We start from the raw sequence: 21,345 nt of genomic DNA on the forward strand, positions 1-21,345 counted from the left end.
AAATGCCAAAATATAGATCAGCAACCACAACACATGGTCGTAACATGGCGGGTGCACGAGCACTATGGCGTGCAACGGGTGTGAAAGAAGAAGACTTCGGTAAACCAATCATCGCCGTCGTAAACTCGTTTACTCAATTTGTTCCGGGTCACGTACACCTAAAAGACATGGGTCAGCTTGTAGCGCGTGAAATCGAAAAAGCCGGCGGCATCGCAAAAGAATTCAACACCATCGCGGTTGATGATGGTATCGCAATGGGTCACGGCGGCATGCTGTACTCACTGCCTTCACGTGAACTTATAGCAGACTCAGTAGAATACATGGTCAACGCGCACTGTGCCGATGCCATGGTATGTATCTCTAACTGTGACAAAATCACTCCGGGAATGTTGATGGCATCTATGCGTCTTAACATCCCTGTTATCTTTGTTTCTGGTGGTCCAATGGAAGCGGGTAAAACCAAGCTTTCTGATCAGATCATCAAGCTAGACCTTGTTGATGCAATGATCCAAGGCGCAGATCCAAAAGTATCTGATGAGCAAAGCGAGCAGATCGAACGTAGCGCATGTCCAACGTGTGGATCGTGTTCAGGCATGTTCACTGCAAACTCAATGAACTGTCTAACGGAAGCACTGGGTCTTTCTCAACCGGGTAACGGTTCTATGCTGGCAACACACGCTGACCGTGAACAACTGTTCCTTAATGCAGGTCGTCGCATCGTTGAACTGACTCGTCGTTACTACGAGCAAGATGACAAATCGGCCCTTCCTCGCAACATCGCTACGTTTGATGCGTTCGAAAACGCGATGGCGCTGGATATTGCAATGGGTGGCTCGACCAACACCATTCTGCACCTACTGGCAGCGGCGCAAGAAGGTGAAGTGGATTTCGATATGGAAGATATCGACCGTCTGTCTCGCCAAGTACCGCACTTGTGTAAAGTGGCACCATCTACCCAGAAATATCACATGGAAGACGTACACCGCGCTGGTGGCGTAATGGCGATTCTTGGTGAGCTAGACCGAGCGGGTCTACTGCACAATGATGCGCGCACCGTACTTGGCCTTTCGATGAAAGAGCAGCTGGCAAAATACGACATCATCCAAACTGAAGACGAAGACGTACTGAAGTTCTACCGCGCAGGCCCTGCGGGTATTCGTACCACTCAAGCGTTCTCACAAGATTGCCGCTGGGATCGCCTTGATGACGACCGAGCAGAAGGTTGTATTCGCACCAAAGAAAATGCCTTTAGCCAAGAAGGTGGCCTAGCCGTTCTATCAGGCAACATCGCACTGGATGGTTGTATCGTTAAGACAGCTGGTGTTGATGAGAGCATTCATAAGTTCACTGGCCCAGCCGTAGTATTTGAAAGCCAAGAAGACGCCGTAGAAGGCATCTTGGGTGGCAAAGTAAAAGCAGGCGACGTGGTAATTATCCGCTACGAAGGCCCTAAGGGTGGTCCGGGCATGCAAGAAATGCTGTACCCAACCACTTACCTAAAATCGATGGGCCTTGGCAAAGAGTGTGCACTTCTAACTGACGGCCGTTTCTCTGGTGGAACATCAGGTCTGTCTATCGGCCACGCTTCTCCTGAAGCGGCAAACGGCGGTGCGATTGGCTTGGTGAAGCAAGGCGACATTATTGCGATTGATATTCCAAACCGTTCAATTTCACTTCAAGTATCTGAACAAGAACTTGCTGAGCGCCGTGCGAAACAAGACGAGTTAGGCTGGAAACCGGTAGACCGCCAACGTGAAGTTTCATTTGCACTCAAAGCTTACGCAAGCATGGCGACCAGTGCTGACAAAGGTGCAGTACGAGACAAATCTAAGCTCGAGGGCTAGCTTTATGAGTCAACCCTTTCCCTTAAAACAGGAAAACCAATCTGGTGCAGATTATCTGCGCCAGATCTTGCGTGCTCCTGTGTATGAAGTCGCAACAGTCACTCCTTTGCAAGAAATGCCTCGCCTTGCTGCTCGTATTGGCAACAATGTGCAAATCAAACGTGAAGATCGTCAACCCGTGCACTCGTTCAAATTGCGTGGTGCATACAACATGGTGGCAAGCCTGTCTGAAGAGCAAAAAGCCGCAGGTGTCATCGCTGCATCTGCAGGTAACCACGCTCAAGGCATGGCGCTTTCTGGTACTAAGCTAGGCATCAAGACCACTATCGTGATGCCAAAAACCACACCAGACATCAAAGTCGATGCGGTACGTGGCTTTGGTGGCAACGTGGTGCTGCACGGCAGTAACTTTGATGAGGCAAAAGCCGAGGCAGAGCGTCTATCCGAGTTAAACGGTTACACCTTTGTTCCTCCCTTCGATCATCCACTGGTGATTGCAGGTCAAGGCACTATCGGCATGGAAATGCTGCAGCAAAATGGTCACCTCGATTACATCTTCGTCCCTGTCGGTGGTGGCGGTTTGGCGGCAGGTGTTGCGGTACTTGTGAAACAGCTCATGCCAGAAATCAAAGTGATTGCGGTTGAGCCAGAAGATTCGTCATGCCTCAAAGCAGCATTGGATGCTGGTGAGCCAGTGGTACTAGACCAAGTCAGCATGTTTGCCGATGGCGTCGCTGTAAAACGCATTGGCGAAGAGACTTTCCGTCTGTGCCAAAAGTACATTGATGGCCATATTGCCGTCTCTAGCGATGAAATCTGCGCAGCAGTAAAAGACATCTTTGAAGACACCCGTGCGATTGCGGAGCCTTCGGGCGCACTTGCTCTGGCGGGGTTGAAGAAGTTTGCTGAGCAAAACAAACTGCAAGGTAAGAATCTAGGTACTGTGCTGTCAGGTGCAAACACTAACTTCCATGGCTTACGTTATGTTTCTGAGCGTTGCGAGCTTGGTGAGAAACGTGAAGGTTTGCTTGCCGTCACCATTCCTGAACGTCAAGGTGCATTCTTTGAGTTCTGTAACCTCATTGGCGGCCGCGCCGTAACGGAGTTTAACTACCGCTACAATGATGACGCGCTGGCGAATATCTTTGTTGGTGTTCGTTTGCAAGGCGGTCAGGAAGAGCTAGAAAACATCATTCACGACTTACGTGATGGTGGCTACCCTGTGGTTGACCTGTCTGATGATGAAATGGCGAAGCTGCACGTGCGCTACATGATTGGTGGTAAGCCGTCTAAGCCGCTTAAAGAACGCCTCTACAGCTTTGAGTTTCCAGAGTATCCGGGAGCGCTACTTAAGTTCTTAAGCACACTCGGTACTCATTGGAATATCAGCTTGTTCAACTACCGTAACCACGGTGCGGACTACGGACGCGTTTTATGTGGTTTCGAGTTAGATGAAAGCGATTTAGCCCAGTTTTCTGCGCATTTGCGCGAACTTGGTTATCAATGCAAAGACGAAACAGACAACCCATCGTATAAGTTTTTCTTGTCCTAGAACCAACAAAGCCACTTTCCTTGAAAGTGGCTTTGTTATCAATATTGAAGCCAGTCTTGGTGCAGTTTATTCGATGCACCTAAGTAATCTACCATCCACTGAATCAACTTGTGGTTGTCATCTTTGCGCCATACCAAGCAGCACTGACTGATTGGCATGTCATCTTGCAGTACTTTTTCCACTAGTGTTCCTTCATGAATCAACGGCATTGCAATATGACGAGGCATATACCCTACTCCGACGCCATTCTTCAAGCATTCAATTGCGCTGTACCAATTGGGTAACAGCAAACGACGCTGCTTAGGATAGTGGCCAGTATGACGCTTTGGTAGCACGTTCGATGTATCATCAAGACAAATAGCCGGAAACTGACTGACAAACTCTTCAGTTAGAATTTGCTGGCGGACACAAGGGTGAGCTGGCGACATCACGAATGCCCAATCCAATACGCCCATATCTTTGACCTCAAAATCCCCACCAACAGGTATCGCAGATGTTGCTCCAACGACAATATCAGCACGCCCCTGGGCGATGGCTTCCCATGAGCCGTTAAATACTTCCATGTTGATTTGCAGCTCTGCGAATTCAAACTCACGGTAGAAGTCTTCAACCAAAGGTTTGAGCTTATCCAGCTTAACCACATTATCCAGCGTGAGCTTCAACGTTGACTGCCAGCCATGTGCGGCACGACGGGTTTGTGCTTTGACTTCAGCCATTTGTCTGAGTAGCAGACGAGCTTCTTCGATAAACAACTCACCAGCAGGGGTCAGTTCCACTTTTCTTGGCAGTCGACGGAATAAAACGACATCAAGCTCTTGCTCAACTTGACGAACACCATAACTGATCGCAGAGGGTACTTTATGCAGAACTTCAGCTGCCGCTGTAAAACTGCCTAAACGAGCAACAGTATCTAGCATTTCTAACGAAGACTTCGAGAACACGGCCGTAACCTTTCAAAAAATTTGATTGATAACTAATAATTTTAGCGTTTTATTTTCTCAAAATCGAAAAATAGAATGGAAGGGTAAATAAATCGGGGTTGGCGCCAACGGATATTGACTAAAAAGTGATTAAATAATTTGATTGGTTGAATCATGAAAATCTCAAAACTACAGCTTGTTTATCTAGCAGCCCTATCTATGCTTGGCTTTATTGCCACGGATATGTACTTACCAGCGTTCAAAGCAATGGAAATAGACTTTGCCACTGGTCCAGAACAAATCGCACTTTCTTTAACTGTATTTCTTGTTGGTATGGCTTTTGGTCAGTTGATGTGGGGCTTAGCTTCAGACAAATTCGGCCACCGCAATACGCTGGCGGCAGGTCTAGTGATATTCACTATCGCCTCGTTTGGTTTAGCGTTCAGTGAACAAGTATGGCAGTTATTGGCACTGCGTTTCGTACAAGCAATCGGTGTCTGTGCTCCTGCTGTAATCTGGCAAGCGATGGTAATCAAACGTCACTCAAGCCAGAGCCAACAGATTTTTGCCACTATCATGCCGCTGGTGGCACTGTCTCCAGCGCTCGCTCCTCAGCTAGGTGTACTACTGGCTGACAGCTTTGGTTGGCACAGTATTTTCGTTGCACTAACGCTTATGGGTGTGCTGTTGGTCGTTGCGACTATGGCGCAAAAAAATGAAAAAGTAGAAGCCAAACAAACCAGTATGTCTTCAGATATCAAAGCATTACTGGGTTCTAAAACATACCTAGGTAACGTGTTTATGTTTGCAACTGCTTCTGCAGCGTTCTTTGCTTACCTAACAGGTATGCCTGAAATCATGGCACAACTGGGCTACGAAGCTAAAGACATTGGTTTGAGCTTTATCCCTCAGACGATCGCATTTATGGCGGGTGGTTACTTAGGTAAAGTAGGTGTACGCAAGTTCGGTGACGAAAAAGTTCTGCGTCAGTTAATTGGTCTATTTAGCGTTGCTGCACTACTAATTTTCATTGCTTCGCAATGGCAATTGACGTCAATCTGGCCAATCCTAGCGCCTTTCTGTCTGATTGCGGTAGCGAATGGTGCGCTGTACCCAATCGTAGTCAACCGTGCATTGGCAAGTGCGAAGCAAAGCCCTGCTACCGCAGCGGGTTTGCAAAACAGCTTACAAATTACCGTGAGCAGCCTATCAAGCGCACTAGTAGCAGCGATGGCAAGCCAAGCTCAGATGGTAACGGGCGTCGCTATCATCATCTGTATGGGTGGTCTGTGGATGGGGTACATCCTGTCTAACCGTGAATTATCCAAGCACTTCACGACGCCAGATAATGCTCGCGTGGTGAGTGAAGACGAACTTTAGTTCTGCCAATCTCAGTAGAACAGCAAACAAAGGGCCGCGTAATGCGGCTCTTTGTTTTTATATTTGTATACAAAAGAAAGTACTTACATACTCTGCAAGCCCCATTTTTCGGCCACTCGCTTGAAGAAGCCTTGGGTTTTCTTCAACTCAACCCAGTGGTTAATATAGTTAATCCAGACTTGGTCGTCTTGAGGCAGCAGCATCGCAATAGGCGTTGGCTTGCGAGGCTCTTTGACTGGGACAATCGCCAACTGTTTGAATTTCTCCACCAGCGTTGCCGCCTCTACATTAGATGTCACAGAAACATCAGCTCGGCGAGCCAATAACTCTTGGAAATCACGTGCTGGCGCTTCAATGACAATGTGCTGCGCGGATGGAAAAAAGTCTTTGACCATCTTCTCTTGCACGGTACCAAGCGTAGCAGCGACCTTCACTTCAGGTTTATCAAAATCCGCCCAATCAGAGAACTTAGCTAAATCTTTCTTTTGTACCACGGGTACAAACGCAAGATAGAAGTATGGTTGGCTGTAACCTGCTACTTTGGCACGCGACATATTCAATGAAGCGCTACCAGTAACATCATATTTATTGGCAGTAATGCCATTAACTAGCGTTTTCCAATCCGTCGCGATGTATTCCACCTTAACACCGAGATCTTTGGCCAACTCAGTGGTAACGTCAATATCAAAACCACGATAACTATTGGTAGCGGGGTCTTTCATCGTCATCGGGTTCCAATCGCCAGTCGTCCCTACTCGTAACACGCCACTATCCAGTATTTCATGCAGTCGGCTCTCAGCATGAGCAAATTGAGTAATCACCGATAACCAAAGAACAACAGCAAACATAAGCTTTTTCATTGTATTTCCTTATATACTTATTTTGATTCAAGATTTACAAACACAACCTTGATAACATAGCAGTAACAAGTGGCATTTTTTAGTCAAGTTAGGAAATGAAGGTTGAATAATCGAACGCTGTGGCTCTTTTTCCCTCTATTACTGACAGGTTGCTCTGACTATCAATGGGGGTGGTACATACTTGACCCTTCTACGGAGCAGGGATTAACCAACATCAAGTTTCTAATAGCAGGCTTTAATGACACGATCCAAGTGTCTCTACTCAGCATGCTGTTTGCGATGAGTCTAGGGCTATTGGTCGCCCTTCCAGCCTTATCTGATTCACCTGCACTTAAGTGGTTAAACAGAATCTATGTCGAGATAATCCGCTCGATACCAGTCTTAGTATTGCTACTCTGGGTATACTACGGCATGCCAACGCTGCTTGATGTATCCCTGAATCATTTTTGGGCAGGTGTGATCGCATTAACCATTGCAGAAAGTGCCTTTATGGCGGAAGTGTTTAGAGGAGGAATCCAAGCCATAAGCCGCGGACAACATGAAGCAGCAGAGTCGCTTGGGCTAAACTACTGGCAAAAAATGCGATTGGTGATTCTTCCCCAAGCATTTCGCCAAATCTTACCGCCACTGGGCAATCAATTTGTCTATATTCTCAAGATGAGCTCACTAGTCAGCGTGATTGGTTTAAGTGATCTAACAAGACGAGCCAATGAGTTGGTGGTGAATGAGTACTTACCATTAGAGATCTATACGTTTCTCGTCTTAGAATATTTGGTGCTGATTCTTTTGGTCTCTCAAGCGGTGCGCTGGCTAGAGAAGCGCATAGCGATCCCAAGTCACTAAACTCTCTCTTTCACAACACCAGATACAACAAAGCCGTTCATCAAGAGCGGCTTTGGTTTTTATTCTTTTTATGTAAGCGAATTAAGCTTACTTCTTCTTAACTGGACGCTGCCAACCGGTAATTTTGCGCTCTTTCGCACGAGAGATCACAAGCTCACCTTCAGCGACATCTTTGGTTAACGTAGTACCAGCACCAATGGTTGCACCATCCGCAACTGTCACTGGCGCGATAAGTTGGCTGTCAGAACCAACGAAGACGTCGTTACCAATGATGGTCTTAAACTTGTTCGCACCGTCGTAGTTACAAGTGATGGTACCAGCACCGATGTTAGTACGTTGACCGATTTCTGCATCACCTAGGTAAGTTAGGTGGTTCGCTTTAGAACCTTCACCGATACGCGCGTTTTTCACTTCAACGAAGTTACCCACGTGAGAGTCGTTACGCATCTCTGCGCCTGGGCGTAGGCGTGTGAATGGACCAACTGTGCATTCTTCACCAACTGTTGCGCCTTCAATTACGCTGTATGGGCGAACGATGGTGTTATCGTCGATTTCACAGTCTTTCAGTACACAACCAGCTCCGATGACAACGTTATCACCCAGTGATACTTTACCTTCGATGATCACATTGGCATCGATTTCACAATCCATACCACATTGCAGCTCACCGCGCAGATCAAAGCGGGAAGGATCACGCAGCATCACGCCCTGCTCTAGCAGTTTCTGAGCTTGCATTGATTGGAATGCGCGCTCTAGACGAGCCAATTGAGCACGATCGTTGACACCCTCAACTTCAATAGAGTTAACCGGATGCACAGCCTCTACCGCTCGGCCTTCACTATGTGCAGCCGCGATAACATCCGTTAGATAGTATTCGCCTTGAGCGTTTTCATTGTTTAGACCAGCAAGCCAGCGTTTCAGGTCACCACCTGTCGCCACCAGCACACCAGTGTTACATTCTTTGATGAGCTTCTGCTCTTCTGTCGCATCTTTTTGCTCAACAATAGCAATAACAGGACCATTACGTCGAATAATACGACCGTATCCCATCGGGTTATCTAGCATAACTGTCAAAAGAGCGATGCCGCCATTTGGCTGAGCTTCTAATAGGTTTTCGATCGTTTCCGCTGAAATCAGAGGTACATCACCATACAAAACCAAGATCTTTTCATCATCTTCGAAGTGTGGCGAAGCTTGATCAACAGCGTGCCCGGTCCCTAACTGCTCTGCTTGCAAGATCCAATTTACAGGTTCATCAGCTAGCACTGCCTGCATTTGGTCACCACCATGTCCGTAAACTAAGTGAATGTTTTGTGCACCTAAAGTCGCACATGTATCAATCACATGCTTCGCCATCGGTTTGCCAGCAAGGGTATGCAGTACTTTCGGCATGTTGGAGTACATGCGTGTACCTTTACCCGCAGCAAGAATTACCGCGCTAAACTTCATCGAATTACCTTTAAACTGAAATAAAACTGTCGACTATTGTAGTCAGTTAAGAAGCAATAGTTAACGTAGGAAGGTAAATTTCCCTTAAAAAATAAGCAAAAAGGCGACCTAATGGCCGCCTTTTACATGCAACGTTGCTAATTGAGCTTAGCGACGCTTTTTGGTCAGCTCGATAACTCGAAGCTGAGCAATGGCTTTAGCCAGTTCACTGGCCGCTTGTGCGAAGTCCATGTCACCATGCTGATTCTGGATTTGCTCCTCAGCGCGGCGCTTGGCTTCTTCTGCCTTCGCTGCGTCTAGATCTTCACCACGAATCGCTGTATCAGCCAGTACTGTAGCAGTACCCGGCTGAACTTCGACCATACCACCAGAGACATAAATGAACTCTTCGTGGCCGTGCTGTTTCACAATACGCACCATACCAGGCTTAATAGCGGACAGCAGCGGAGTGTGGCCGTGGAAAATACCCAGCTCACCTTCGCTACCGGTCACCTGAAACGTTTCTACGCGACCCGAGAAAATACGTTTCTCAGCGCTTACTACGTCTAGGTGAAAGGTTATTGGTGCCATATCGCCTCCTAGTTAGCCTTATAGCTTCTTCGCATTCTCGATAGCATCGTCAATCGTACCGCAGTACATGAACGCTTGCTCTGGAATGTCATCGTATTCACCAGCTAGTAGACCTTTAAAGCCACGTAGTGTCTCTTTAAGAGGTACGTAAACGCCTGGGTCACCTGTAAATACTTCCGCTACGTGGTAAGGCTGAGTTAGGAAACGCTCAATCTTACGTGCACGAGATACAACTTGCTTATCTTCTTCAGATAGCTCGTCCATACCTAGAATCGCAATGATGTCTTTCAGCTCTTTGTAGCGCTGAAGTGTCTGCTGAACGCCACGAGCTGTGTCGTAGTGTTCTTGACCAACTACTAGTGGGTCTAGCTGACGAGACGTCGAATCTAGTGGGTCGATCGCTGGGTATAGACCCATAGCTGCGATGTTACGGTTAAGTACAACCGTTGCATCCAAGTGCGCGAACGTTGTTGCTGGAGACGGGTCAGTCAAGTCATCCGCTGGTACGTATACCGCCTGTACAGACGTGATAGAACCTTGCTTAGTTGACGTGATACGCTCCTGCAATACACCCATCTCTTCTGCAAGAGTTGGCTGGTAACCTACCGCTGAAGGCATACGACCTAGCAGTGCTGATACCTCTGTACCTGCAAGCGTGTAACGGTAGATGTTATCAACGAACAGTAGTACGTCACGACCTTCGTCACGGAAACGTTCTGCCATTGTTAGACCAGTCAGTGCAACACGTAGACGGTTGCCTGGTGGCTCGTTCATCTGACCGTAAACCATTGCTACTTTAGATTCTTCAGGCTTCTCAACGTTTACAACGCCCGCTTCCTGCATCTCGTAGTAGAAATCGTTACCTTCACGAGTACGTTCACCAACACCAGCAAATACTGATAGACCTGAGTGTTGAAGTGCGATGTTGTTGATAAGTTCCATCATGTTAACGGTCTTACCTACACCTGCACCACCGAATAGACCGATTTTACCACCCTTAGCGAATGGACAAACCAAGTCGATTACCTTAACACCAGTTTCTAGAAGTGCTGTTTCGTTTGATTGCTCTTCGTAGCTTGGTGCTTCACGGTGAATAGAGTAAACCTCTTCTGCACCGATCTCACCACGCTCATCAATCGCGTCACCTAGGACGTTCATGATACGACCTAGAGTTTTAGTACCTACTGGTACTGAAATTGGAGCGCCAGTGTTAACCACTTCAACGCCACGACGTAAACCATCAGAGCTACCCATTACGATACAACGAACTACGCCACCGCCTAGCTGTTGTTGAACCTCAAGAACTAGACGCTCTTTCGATTCTGTAACGTTTAGAGCGTCATATACACTTGGTACTTCGCTCTGTGGGAACTCTACGTCGACTACCGCACCGATGATCTGTACGATCTTACCTGTAGCCATCGTTAATCCTCTAAACTATTTCGTTTTACCTAAGCTTAAACCGCAGATGCACCACCAACGATTTCCGATAGTTCTTGTGTAATCGCAGCCTGACGGGCTTTGTTGTACACAAGTTCTAGATCTTCAATCAAGTTGGTTGCGTTATCCGTTGCAGCCTTCATCGCAATCATTCGAGCCGCTTGCTCACAAGCAAGGTTCTCTACCACACCTTGGTATACCTGAGACTCTACGTAACGCACTAGAAGTGTGTCCAATAGAGGTTTTGGCTCAGGCTCATAGATGTAGTCCCATGAGTGCTCACGCTGCATCTCTTCGCTGTCCGATTTAGGCAAAGGTAGCAATTGATCGATCGTTGGTTGCTGAACCATAGTGTTCACAAATTTGTTGAACACTACGTATAGACGGTCCAGTTCACCTTCATCGTATTTCTTAAGCATTACGCCAACAGAACCGATTAGGTCTTCTAGGCTTGGGTTATCACCCAGACCAGAAACCTGTGCCGCAACTTTTGCGCCACCATTTTTAAAGAAAGCTGTTGCTTTTGAACCGATTACCGCCAGTTCAACTTCAGCACCTTTCTCCTTCCATGATTGCATGTCTGTGACGGCTTTCTTGAACACGTTAATGTTCAAACCACCACACAGACCACGGTCTGTCGAAACGATGATGTAACCAACACGTTTAGCTTCACGCTCTTCTAGGTACGGATGACGGTACTCTAGGTTTGCGTTAGCCACATGACCGATCACTTTACGCATTGTTTCAGCGTATGGACGAGAAGCTTCCATTGCGTCTTGAGAACGACGCATTTTTGAAGCTGCTACCATTTCCATCGCTTTCGTAATTTTCTGCGTGCTTTTAACACTACCGATTTTATTACGTATCTCTTTTGCGCCGGCCATCGTTACTCTCCGTTAGTTGGTGGCAGAAACTGCCACCGACCTAATTACCAAGTTTGGGTTGCTACGAAGTCGTCAGTCAGTTTCTTCAACTGAGCTTCAACTTCATCGTTGTATGCACCCGTCTTGTCGATCTCAGCTGCGAATTCAGCGTATTGACCGCGAGCGTACGATAGTAGAGCCGCTTCGAAATCTAGCAGTTTGCTTAGTTCAACATCTGCTAAATAGCCGCGCTCTGCCGCGAAGATTACTAGTGCTTGGTCAAATACAGACATTGGAGCGTACTGCTTCTGCTTCATTAGTTCTGTAACTTTTTGACCGTGGTCTAGCTGTTTCTTCGTCGCTTCATCAAGGTCAGACGAGAACTGTGCGAATGCCGCTAGTTCACGGTACTGAGCTAGTGCAGTACGGATACCGCCAGATAACTTCTTGATGATTTTCGTCTGAGCTGAACCACCTACACGAGATACTGAGATACCTGGGTCAACGGCTGGGCGTACACCTGCGTTGAATAACTCAGTTTGTAGGAAGATCTGACCATCGGTAATCGAGATTACGTTAGTCGGTACGAATGCTGAAACGTCACCTGCTTGAGTTTCGATGATAGGAAGAGCAGTCAAAGAACCAGTCTTACCTTTCACTTCACCGTTAGTGAAACGCTCTACGTACTCTTCGTTTACACGAGCTGCACGCTCTAGTAGACGCGAGTGTAAGTAGAATACGTCACCTGGGAATGCCTCACGGCCTGGTGGACGTTTTAGTAGTAGAGAGATCTGACGGTAAGCTACCGCTTGCTTAGATAGATCATCGTAAACAATCAGTGCGTCTTCACCGCGATCGCGGAAGTATTCACCCATCGCACAACCTGCGTATGGCGCTAGGTATTGTAGCGCTGCAGATTCAGAAGCAGATGCAACAACAACGATAGTGTTAGCTAGCGCGCCGTGCTCTTCTAGTTTGCGAACTACGTTAGCGATAGTCGATGCTTTCTGACCGATTGCTACGTAGATTGAGAAAATACCAGAGTCTTTCTGGTTGATAATCGCATCGATCGCCATTGCTGTTTTACCAGTCTGACGGTCACCGATCACAAGCTCACGCTGACCACGACCGATAGGGATCATTGAGTCAACTGATTTGTAGCCAGTTTGTACAGGTTGGTCTACCGATTTACGGTCGATTACACCTGGTGCGATTACTTCTACAGGCGAAGTCAGTTTCGCTTCGATTGGACCTTTACCATCGATAGGTTCACCTAGCGTGTTTACTACGCGACCTAGTAGTTCTGGACCAACTGGCACTTCAAGAATGCGGCCAGTACCTGTAACTTTCATGCCTTCCTTAAGGTCAGCATATGGGCCCATTACTACCGCACCAACCGAGTCACGCTCAAGGTTAAGTGCTAGTGCATAACGGCCACCCGGTAATTCAATCATTTCACCTTGCATCACGTCCGCTAGGCCGTGGATGCGGATGATACCATCGCTTACCGATACGATAGTACCCTCGTTGCGAGCTTCACTAACAACTTCGAAAGATTCGATACGTTGTTTGATTAGATCGCTAATTTCCGTGGAATTAAGTTGCATGCTCCAATCCCCATTAAGACTGCAATGCATCGCTCAGGCGGTTCAAACGACCACGCGCTGAGTCATCGATGACTAGGTCTCCGGCTCGAATAATAACCCCACCAAGTAGGGTCTCATCTACGCTGCAATTCAGCTTCACTTTGCGTTCAAGACGCGCTTCAAGTTTGCTGCCAATATTTGCTAGCTGCTCATCAGAAAGTTCGCTTGCTGAAATCACTTCAACATCGACTTCTTTCTCATGCTCTTTCTTCAATAAGAAGAATTGCTCACAAACATCAGGAAGGGCCGTCAGACGACCATTCTCAGCCATAACCTTAATCAGGTTTTGACCGTGCGCATCAACTTGTTCACCGCAAACTGCAACAAAAATTTCTGCCATTTTATCAGCTGAAACAGAACCCGTTAGAAGTTCATTCATTTGTTCGTTTTTGGCAACTTCAGTAGCGAAAGACAACATTTGGCCCCATTGGTCCAACTGGTCTTTGTCTACAGCAAAGTCAAAAGCTGCTTTAGCATAGGGGCGTGCGATTGTAGTCAAATCAGACATATGCGCCCCCAGACTTAAAGTTTTGCAGTAATGTTGTCGAGAATATCTTTCTGAGCGTCTTTATCGATAGAACGCTCAAGGATTTTCTCAGCACCAGCTACAGCCAGAGTAGCAACTTGTTTGCGCAGCTCATCGCGTGCACGATTACGTTCAGCTTCAAGTTCTGCTTCCGCTTGCGCTAGGATTTTCTGGCGTTCTGCCTGAGCTTCCTCGCGAGCTTCATCAATAATTTGAGACTTACGCTTGTTCGCTTGGTCGATGATCTCAGTTGCTGTGCGCTTCGCTTCTTTCATCTGATCAGAAGCGTTGGCTTGTGCTAGATCCAAGTCTTTTGCAGCACGTTCCGCTGCTTGAAGACCATCAGCAATTTTTTTCTGACGTTCTTCAATCGCTTGCATCAACGGTGGCCATACATACTTCATGCAGAACCACACAAATAGTGCGAACGAGATTGCTTGACCTAGCAGAGTTGCGTTTATGTTCACAACAGCTACCCCTCTATTTGGACTTAGTGTTAATCAGTAACAAGCCTGAGCTCGTCCCGAGTTAAAGGTGATTAACCTAGTTGACCAACGAATGGGTTTGCGAATGTGAATAGTAGCGCGATTACGATACCGATCATTGGAACCGCATCAAGTAGACCTGCGATGATGAACATCTTAACTTGTAGCATAGGAGCCATTTCTGGTTGACGTGCTGCACCTTCTAGGAATTTACCACCTAGTAGTGCGAAACCAATCGCTGTACCAAGAGAAGCAAGACCGACGATAATACCTACGGCGATTGCAGAAAAGCTCAGTAAAGTTTCCATTACTATCTCCAATTTATAGTTGTTGGCTTAGTGCCCAAATAAAAAGCTTAAAAAATTAATGATCAGAGTCTTCGTGTGCCATTGACAGGTAAACAATTGTCAACATCATGAATACGAAGGCTTGAATCGTAATAACCAAGATATGGAAGATTGCCCACGGTAGTGAACCCATCCATTGTAAGTACCATGGTAGCATTGCCGCACAAAGAATGAATACAACCTCACCCGCAAACATGTTACCGAATAGACGCATACCGAGTGATAGAGGTTTCGCTAGTAGCGATACCACTTCAATCAATAGGTTAAACGGAATCATCAGTGGGTGATTGAATGGATGTAGTGCAAGTTCTTTTGCGAATCCACCTAGACCTTTCACTTTGATGCTGTAGTAAATCATCAATGCAAAAACGCCTAGAGCCATAGCCATGGTGATATTCACATCAGCAGACGGTACAACCTTAAGATAAGGGATACCTAGCCAATGCTCTGCTGGGTATGGTAAGAAGTCGATCGGGACTAAGTCCATCACGTTCATCAAAAATACCCAACAAAAGATAGTCAGTGCTAAAGGCGCGATCAGTGGGTTGCGTCCATGGAACGTGTCTTTGACGTTTTCCGCGACAAATTCAACGATCATTTCTACAGCACACTGAAGCTTACCTGGTACACCCGCTGTTGTTTTCTTCGCTACTTTGTAAAAAATTCCTAGGAAAATTAAACCAGTAAACCAAGAAAAAAACAGGCTATCGATATGTACGTTCCAGAAACTTGCTTCATCCGCTACCAAGCCTAACTTAGCTAAAGATAGGTTTGATAAGTGGTGGGCAATGTATCCGGACGATGTTAGCGCTTCACCTGGCGCAGCCATAACTCATCCTATTTTTTGTTGTTAATGAATAGCACTGGTGCACAGATATTAATACCTAGTACCAGCAAATAGGTTAGTTTGAGGGGAACAAGTTCCACCTGCATATACATGTAGGCTACGTAGAACAACACAACCGTGATGAGAATTTTCAGAACTTCACCTGTGTAGAAAGAGGCCGCGACACGCTTGGCAGCGCGAGCTCCACTAAACATAAAAGCACAAAACGCAAAGACAGCGTTGGCAACAACAAAAATGCCCCCACCAACCAGCGCTGAAAGTCCCCATTCAGGATTCACGGCTATCGCCATTCCTGCAGCCACAAAAATAACCGCGCCAGACTGGATCATCAACAATTGCCTTGCGAGCTCTCGTCCTGGTCTAGCTAACGCAGCTACCATGTATTCGTACCTCTAGTAATATCCACTTCGCACTAAACTCTCTGTGCAGGGAAATTGGCGAAAATTATACGGTCAGTCCAACTGAATGCAATTAAATTGCAGCAAAAACTTACAGTTTTGTTTACAAACCGACAACTTTCACACAAAATTCGATTATTTTGATTAATTGACCTAAATCAATTATCTCATCTAGGCCTCAAGCTTGGCAATTAGTTGCTCCAATTTGTGAGGCTCATCAATACTTATCGTCACTTTTGCTTTGCCATTCGCTGAACGGACTAAAGAAACTTTAGCATCAAGCAGTCGACTCAATTTATGCGACATTTGCTCTGCTTCGGTATCTTCTTGTTGAGCTTTTTGCTCATTTTGTGGCGCTAAGCACTTTTTTACTAACTGTTCGGTCTGACGAACGGTCATTTGTTTCTTTGCGACCTGCTCTGCGACTTCGACTTGTTGCTCACCTTCTAGAGCCAACAACGCACGAGCATGCCCCATTTCTAATTTTTTATCTGCAACCAAACCTTTTACATCAATTTCTAGCTGATTAAGACGTAATAGGTTACTTACTGTGGTTCTTGATTTGCCAATCACATCGGCTACTTGCTGATGGGTGAGAGTAAACTCATCCTGCAAACGCTCAAGTGCTTGGGCTTCTTCAATCACATTCAAATCTTCACGCTGAATGTTTTCAATCAACGCCATCGCAATTGCAGCACGGTCTTCAACCTTTTTCACCAAACAAGGCACGCGCTTGAGTCCGGCTTGCTTGGCCGCACGCCAACGACGTTCACCAGCAATGATCTCAAACTGACCGCTCGCCACCTGACGCACCACGATAGGTTGAATGATACCTTGTGACTGAATCGAAGCTGCCAGCTCCTCTAACGCCTCAGGAGCCATATCTTTACGCGGTTGGTATACACCCGGCTGTAACTGGCCTATCGCTAAATCTGCCAGTTCTCCATCCGCTGATAGAGCCTGACTTTGAGATGCAATGTGCTGTTTCTCACGCGCTAACGAACTGGTCGACAATAACGCATCCAGTCCTTTTCCAAGACCACGCTTAGACATGGGATGAATTCCTTAGGTTAGTGTTAAACTGGGACTTCTTCGCGGCGAAGCATTTCGCCTGCTAGAGCAAGATACGCTTTGGCGCCAGCAGAGTACTTGTCGTAGTACATGGCTGGTTTACCGTGGCTCGGCGCTTCGGCCAAACGCACATTACGTGGGATTACAGTACGGTAAACTTTACTACCAAAGTGCTTTTTCAGTTGATCGGATACTTCATTAGACAGGCGGTTACGTGGATCGTACATAGTACGTAGTAAGCCCTCAATTTTGAGGTTCTCATTGACCACGGCCGCTAACTTGCTGATTGTATCCATAAGAGCAGTTAAACCTTCTAACGCAAAGTATTCACATTGCATCGGCACCAGCACAGAATCTGCTGCGGCCATAGCGTTGATTGTAAGAAGGTTTAGAGAAGGAGGACAATCAATAAAGATGAAATCATAGTTATCGCGAACTGACGCAAGGGCATTTTTCAAACGCACTTCACGAGCGAACACTTCCATCAATTTGATTTCTGCAGCGGTCACGTCACCGTTCGCCGCAATCAGATCGTATTTTCCAGTGGTCTGCGTACACACAACTTGATCAAACGGCGTATCTTCAACCAGAAGATCATACGCCGTTGCGTCTACCATGTACTTATCCACGCCACTGGCCATCGTAGCATTACCTTGAGGGTCGAGATCGATCACCAAAACCTTGCGCTTTGTTGCCGCCATCGAAGCTGCTAAGTTAATGCACGTTGTTGTTTTGCCGACCCCACCTTTCTGGTTGGCGATTGCTACGATTTTACCCACGATTACCTCGCTAATTTTCCTTGCGCGATAAGATTACTAGATGACGATCACCTTCCAACTCAGGAACAGCTAAAGATATGATCTCTGTCACACAACACCATTCAGGAAGCAGATCTATTTCATCTTTAGGGTGTTGTCCTTTCAACGCAAGAAACACCCCAGAATCTTGTTTAGGCAGATGATGACACCACTCCACCATATCCGTCATTGAAGCAAAAGCTCGACTCAAAACGCCATCAAATTTTTCTTCTGGTTGGAACTCTTCGACGCGACTTTGAATTGGCGTCACATTTTTCAGTCCCAGCGAATGCACAACTTGCTTGATGAAGCGAATGCGTTTGCCAAGACTATCAAGTAAGAAAAATGTCTTACCTGGGTTCATTATCGCCAATGGAATACCAGGCAAACCAGGCCCTGTACCTACATCAATAAAGCGCTCACCTCGTAAGTGAGTGCTAACGATGATGCTATCAAGGATATGTTTCACTAACATATCAAGAGGATCACGAACCGACGTTAGGTTGTAAGCTTTATTCCACTTGTCGAGCAGTTCGACGTAACCAACTAACTGCTCACGTTGTTTATCAGAGACTTCTAAATCGGTTTTGGCGATCAGAGCATCCAGTCTAGTACGTAGTGCGCTCATTACTCTTCCTCACCTTTTTTCAACAAGCCATGTTTTTTCAGGTGCACTAGCAGAATAGAAATCGCTGCAGGCGTAATACCTGAGATACGAGATGCAATACCGATGCTTTCTGGTTTTGCTTCCGTTAGCTTCGCCACAACTTCATTGGAAAGGCCTTTTACGTCTTTGTAATCGATATCGGCTGGTAACTTAGTGTGCTCATGGCGCAGTGACTTTTCGATCTCTTCTTGCTGACGCTTGATGTAACCATCGTACTTCACTTGAATTTCTACCTGCTCAGACGCTTGTTGATCTTCTAGTGCAGGTGCAAACGCATCAAGTTGCGTCAGTTGCGAGTATGAGATCTCCGGACGACGCAGAAGATCCTCACCGCTTGCTTCACGTGCCATTGGTGTTTTCAATAGCTTGTTCAGCTCATCAATGCCTGCAGAATTCGGGTTCATCCACGTCGATTTAAGACGTTGGCGCTCGGTTTCCATGTTATCGATTTTCTCGTTGAAACGTGCCCAACGCACATCATCAATCAAACCAAGTTCACGAGCTTTTTCTGTCAGACGTAAATCGGCATTGTCTTCACGCAACAACAAACGGTATTCGGCACGAGACGTGAACATGCGGTACGGTTCTTTGGTACCCATGGTCGACAAGTCGTCAATCAGCACACCCATGTACGCTTGATCACGGCGAGGGTTCCAGCCTTCTTTGCCTTGGCTGTGCAAACTTGCGTTCAAACCAGCCATCAGACCTTGTGCCGCCGCTTCTTCGTAACCAGTTGTGCCGTTAATTTGGCCAGCAAAGAACAAACCACTGATGAATTTAGTTTCGTAGGTTTGCTTCAAATCACGAGGATCGAAGAAATCGTACTCAATCGCGTAACCAGGACGAACAATGTGTGCGTTCTCAAAACCTTTCATAGAACGAACGATTTGTACTTGCACGTCAAATGGCAAGCTAGTGGAAATACCATTCGGGTATAGCTCGTGCGTCGTTAGGCCTTCTGGCTCAATGAAGATTTGGTGACTGTTCTTGTCCGCAAAGCGCATCACTTTGTCTTCGATAGACGGGCAGTAGCGCGGGCCAATCCCTTCAATCACACCGGCATACATTGGACTGCGATCAAGGTTGTTGCGGATCACCTCATGAGTTTGTTCATTGGTGTGTGTAATAAAACATGGAATTTGACGTGGCTGGTGCTCACGTTTACCCATGAATGAGAATACAGGTGTTGGATTATCACCGTGTTGCGCCTCTAACACTGAGAAATCCACACTACGTGCATCGATACGTGGTGGTGTACCTGTTTTCAGACGATCGACACGAAATGGCAGTTCACGCAGTCGATCCGCCAATGCGATCGATGGTGGATCCCCAGCGCGACCGCCAGAAGAGCTTTCCATACCGATGTGGATCTTACCACCAAGGAAGGTACCAACCGTTAATACCACCGCTTTTGCGTGGAATTTCAGACCCATTTGCGTCACAACGCCAACCACACGATCTTGGTCCACAATCAGATCATCAACCGATTGTTGGAACAGAGTAAGGTTTGGTGCGTTTTCTAGCGCGTTACGTACATACGCTTTGTACAATGCACGGTCAGCTTGAGCACGTGTTGCTCTAACCGCTGGACCTTTAGAGGCATTTAGTGTTCGGAATTGAATACCTGCATGGTCAATGGCCTCAGCCATCAGACCGCCCATAGCATCCACTTCTTTTACTAAGTGACCTTTACCGATACCACCAATCGCCGGATTACAAGACATCTGGCCTAATGTATCGATGTTATGGGTAAGGAGTAAGGTTTTTTGTCCTGTGCGTGCAGATGCGAGCGCGGCTTCCGTTCCTGCGTGTCCGCCACCGACAACAATGACGTCAAAGTTTTCGTGATAAAGCATGAACTGACCTCAGGTATTCAAAGGATTAAATGGACAGATAAAAAAGAGCGATATTTTACCTTTTTTATCTGTGAGAGAGAATCGTTTTCTCGCTTTTCACATTTTAGTCTTCAAGACTATATATATAAGATCTATATATATGATCTTTTATTGGATCTATTATTAGGATCGCAGGTTTCTGTGGATAACTAGAAAATGATCAACAAGATCATGGATCTTCTTTGGATCATATCTTGTGATCATGATTTGATCTGATCGAGGATTATCTGGGATCAAAAGTGTGGGTTATACACAGGAGTAAAATTGGATCCAAGTTGTTATTTGGATAACTAAAGGAAAATCACTGGATCTTCCCTGACTTATCCACAGATAGTTTGAGTGTTTTTTGAGCGGTTGAACAATTGGTTTTGCTAGGAGTTGTTCACAAAGAGGAAAATCAGAGCCGTGATTCGACTCTGAGAGAGGGGGAGTTAAGCGGAAAATCGAGACAGGTTTTCGTTTAGCCACATTTCAGCAGCATCTTCTGGCACGTCGTGGCTAAGCACATCAATTTTCAAGCAGTCTGTAATCGGCGTAGCACCGATGTCTTCGAGTAGGTCATACGCGTGCTGGCCTGCTGCGCAGAAGGTATCGTAGCTTGAGTCACCAATTGCAATCACCGCAAACTTCACATCAGCCATCTTAGGTGGCGTATTCTGCAATGCAGCAATGAAAGGCTGAATATTATCTGGGTATTCGCCCGCACCGTGGGTTGAAGTAATCAGCAACCAAGTGCCTTGGTTCTCGATTGATGCCAATTCAGGTTGGTTGTGGATCGTGGTTTCAAAACCGTTTTCATTCAGTAGATCACTAAGGTGATCACCCACGTACTCTGCGCCACCTAGCGTACTGCCTGTAATAATGTGGATCATGTGTCTTCCTTTATTGAGCCATACTGACGCCAGCATTGCTGTTAGCGTCAGTACAAAAAGAAACGCGGTGTTA

At 46.5% G+C, this 21,345-nt stretch carries 21 protein-coding genes; 4 read left to right on the top strand and 17 right to left on the bottom strand.

The annotated features are described in order from the left end of the window. Positions 1-2 precede the first annotated feature (2 nt). Positions 3-1,844 (top strand): dihydroxy-acid dehydratase, encoded by a 1,842-nt coding sequence (gene ilvD, locus J4N37_RS16030; protein WP_252041374.1) that lies wholly within the window; start codon positions 3-5, stop codon positions 1,842-1,844. 4 nt (positions 1,845-1,848) lie between these two features. After that, entirely contained in the window at positions 1,849-3,396 is a 1,548-nt protein-coding gene (ilvA, locus tag J4N37_RS16035; RefSeq protein ID WP_005440790.1) for a threonine ammonia-lyase, biosynthetic, read from the top strand. 38 nt (positions 3,397-3,434) lie between these two features. On the opposite strand, the gene punR is transcribed toward ilvA, so the two are convergent. Further along, the gene (gene punR / locus J4N37_RS16040) at positions 3,435-4,337 is read right to left on the bottom strand and encodes a DNA-binding transcriptional activator PunR (RefSeq protein WP_010444705.1); all 903 of its coding nucleotides are present in this window, start codon (positions 4,335-4,337) and stop codon (positions 3,435-3,437) included. 153 nt (positions 4,338-4,490) lie between these two features. Between punR and punC the strand changes: the two genes are divergently transcribed. Beyond that, complete coding sequence (punC, locus tag J4N37_RS16045; protein ID WP_010444706.1) at positions 4,491-5,696, top strand: purine nucleoside transporter PunC; 1,206 nt, start codon at positions 4,491-4,493, stop codon at positions 5,694-5,696. Positions 5,697-5,779: 83 nt separating this feature from the next. Here punC and J4N37_RS16050 read toward each other — a convergent pair whose 3' ends face one another. After that, positions 5,780-6,556 carry a transporter substrate-binding domain-containing protein gene (locus J4N37_RS16050; protein WP_252041376.1) on the bottom strand — a complete coding sequence of 259 codons (777 nt, stop codon included), beginning with the start codon at positions 6,554-6,556 and terminating at the stop codon, positions 5,780-5,782. Positions 6,557-6,658: 102 nt separating this feature from the next. Between J4N37_RS16050 and J4N37_RS16055 the strand changes: the two genes are divergently transcribed. Continuing rightward, on the top strand, positions 6,659-7,399 hold the full coding sequence (locus J4N37_RS16055; protein ID WP_252041377.1) for an amino acid ABC transporter permease: 741 nt from the start codon (positions 6,659-6,661) through the stop codon (positions 7,397-7,399). 87 nt (positions 7,400-7,486) lie between these two features. Here the strand turns inward: J4N37_RS16055 and glmU are convergent, their stop codons facing one another. The 15 genes from glmU to mioC form a co-directional block, all read right to left on the bottom strand. Next, a complete protein-coding gene (gene glmU / locus J4N37_RS16060; protein ID WP_252041379.1) occupies positions 7,487-8,848 on the bottom strand; it encodes a bifunctional UDP-N-acetylglucosamine diphosphorylase/glucosamine-1-phosphate N-acetyltransferase GlmU in 1,362 nt (453 codons plus the stop codon). A 147-nt stretch (positions 8,849-8,995) separates the two neighbouring features. Then, positions 8,996-9,418 carry a F0F1 ATP synthase subunit epsilon gene (locus J4N37_RS16065; RefSeq protein ID WP_005429758.1) on the bottom strand — a complete coding sequence of 141 codons (423 nt, stop codon included), beginning with the start codon at positions 9,416-9,418 and terminating at the stop codon, positions 8,996-8,998. 18 nt (positions 9,419-9,436) lie between these two features. Next, positions 9,437-10,840 (bottom strand): F0F1 ATP synthase subunit beta, encoded by a 1,404-nt coding sequence (atpD, locus tag J4N37_RS16070; protein WP_045386090.1) that lies wholly within the window; start codon positions 10,838-10,840, stop codon positions 9,437-9,439. 35 nt (positions 10,841-10,875) lie between these two features. Beyond that, complete coding sequence (atpG, locus tag J4N37_RS16075; protein WP_010444718.1) at positions 10,876-11,742, bottom strand: F0F1 ATP synthase subunit gamma; 867 nt, start codon at positions 11,740-11,742, stop codon at positions 10,876-10,878. A 44-nt stretch (positions 11,743-11,786) separates the two neighbouring features. Next, entirely contained in the window at positions 11,787-13,328 is a 1,542-nt protein-coding gene (atpA, locus tag J4N37_RS16080) for a F0F1 ATP synthase subunit alpha (RefSeq protein WP_005451027.1), read from the bottom strand. Between the two features lie 13 nt (positions 13,329-13,341). Beyond that, positions 13,342-13,875: a F0F1 ATP synthase subunit delta gene (atpH, locus tag J4N37_RS16085; RefSeq protein WP_010444722.1), complete on the bottom strand. Its 534-nt coding sequence runs from the start codon at positions 13,873-13,875 to the stop codon at positions 13,342-13,344. Positions 13,876-13,889: 14 nt separating this feature from the next. Beyond that, positions 13,890-14,360, bottom strand: a complete 471-nt coding sequence (atpF, locus tag J4N37_RS16090; protein ID WP_010444724.1) for a F0F1 ATP synthase subunit B — start codon at positions 14,358-14,360, stop codon at positions 13,890-13,892. A gap of 71 nt (positions 14,361-14,431) precedes the next feature. Beyond that, a complete protein-coding gene (gene atpE, locus J4N37_RS16095) occupies positions 14,432-14,686 on the bottom strand; it encodes a F0F1 ATP synthase subunit C (RefSeq protein ID WP_002540812.1) in 255 nt (84 codons plus the stop codon). A gap of 55 nt (positions 14,687-14,741) precedes the next feature. Beyond that, positions 14,742-15,554, bottom strand: coding sequence for a F0F1 ATP synthase subunit A (gene atpB, locus J4N37_RS16100; protein WP_010444751.1), 813 nt, complete (start codon positions 15,552-15,554; stop codon positions 14,742-14,744). A gap of 8 nt (positions 15,555-15,562) precedes the next feature. Further along, the gene (locus tag J4N37_RS16105; RefSeq protein WP_010444753.1) at positions 15,563-15,952 is read right to left on the bottom strand and encodes a F0F1 ATP synthase subunit I; all 390 of its coding nucleotides are present in this window, start codon (positions 15,950-15,952) and stop codon (positions 15,563-15,565) included. A 189-nt stretch (positions 15,953-16,141) separates the two neighbouring features. Then, on the bottom strand, positions 16,142-17,023 hold the full coding sequence (locus tag J4N37_RS16110; protein ID WP_010444756.1) for a ParB/RepB/Spo0J family partition protein: 882 nt from the start codon (positions 17,021-17,023) through the stop codon (positions 16,142-16,144). A gap of 23 nt (positions 17,024-17,046) precedes the next feature. Then, a complete protein-coding gene (locus J4N37_RS16115) occupies positions 17,047-17,820 on the bottom strand; it encodes a ParA family protein (protein WP_010444758.1) in 774 nt (257 codons plus the stop codon). Positions 17,821-17,830: 10 nt separating this feature from the next. Continuing rightward, the gene (gene rsmG / locus J4N37_RS16120) at positions 17,831-18,466 is read right to left on the bottom strand and encodes a 16S rRNA (guanine(527)-N(7))-methyltransferase RsmG (RefSeq protein WP_252041381.1); all 636 of its coding nucleotides are present in this window, start codon (positions 18,464-18,466) and stop codon (positions 17,831-17,833) included. Further along, entirely contained in the window at positions 18,466-20,361 is a 1,896-nt protein-coding gene (gene mnmG / locus J4N37_RS16125) for a tRNA uridine-5-carboxymethylaminomethyl(34) synthesis enzyme MnmG (RefSeq protein WP_252041383.1), read from the bottom strand. Before mnmG ends, rsmG begins: the two co-directional genes overlap by 1 nt. Before the next feature lie 470 nt (positions 20,362-20,831). Next, a complete protein-coding gene (mioC, locus tag J4N37_RS16130) occupies positions 20,832-21,272 on the bottom strand; it encodes an FMN-binding protein MioC (RefSeq protein WP_010444763.1) in 441 nt (146 codons plus the stop codon). Positions 21,273-21,345: the final 73 nt, after the last annotated feature.

Source organism: Vibrio sp. SCSIO 43153, from assembly GCF_023716625.1.
GTDB classification, from domain to species: domain Bacteria; phylum Pseudomonadota; class Gammaproteobacteria; order Enterobacterales; family Vibrionaceae; genus Vibrio; species Vibrio rotiferianus.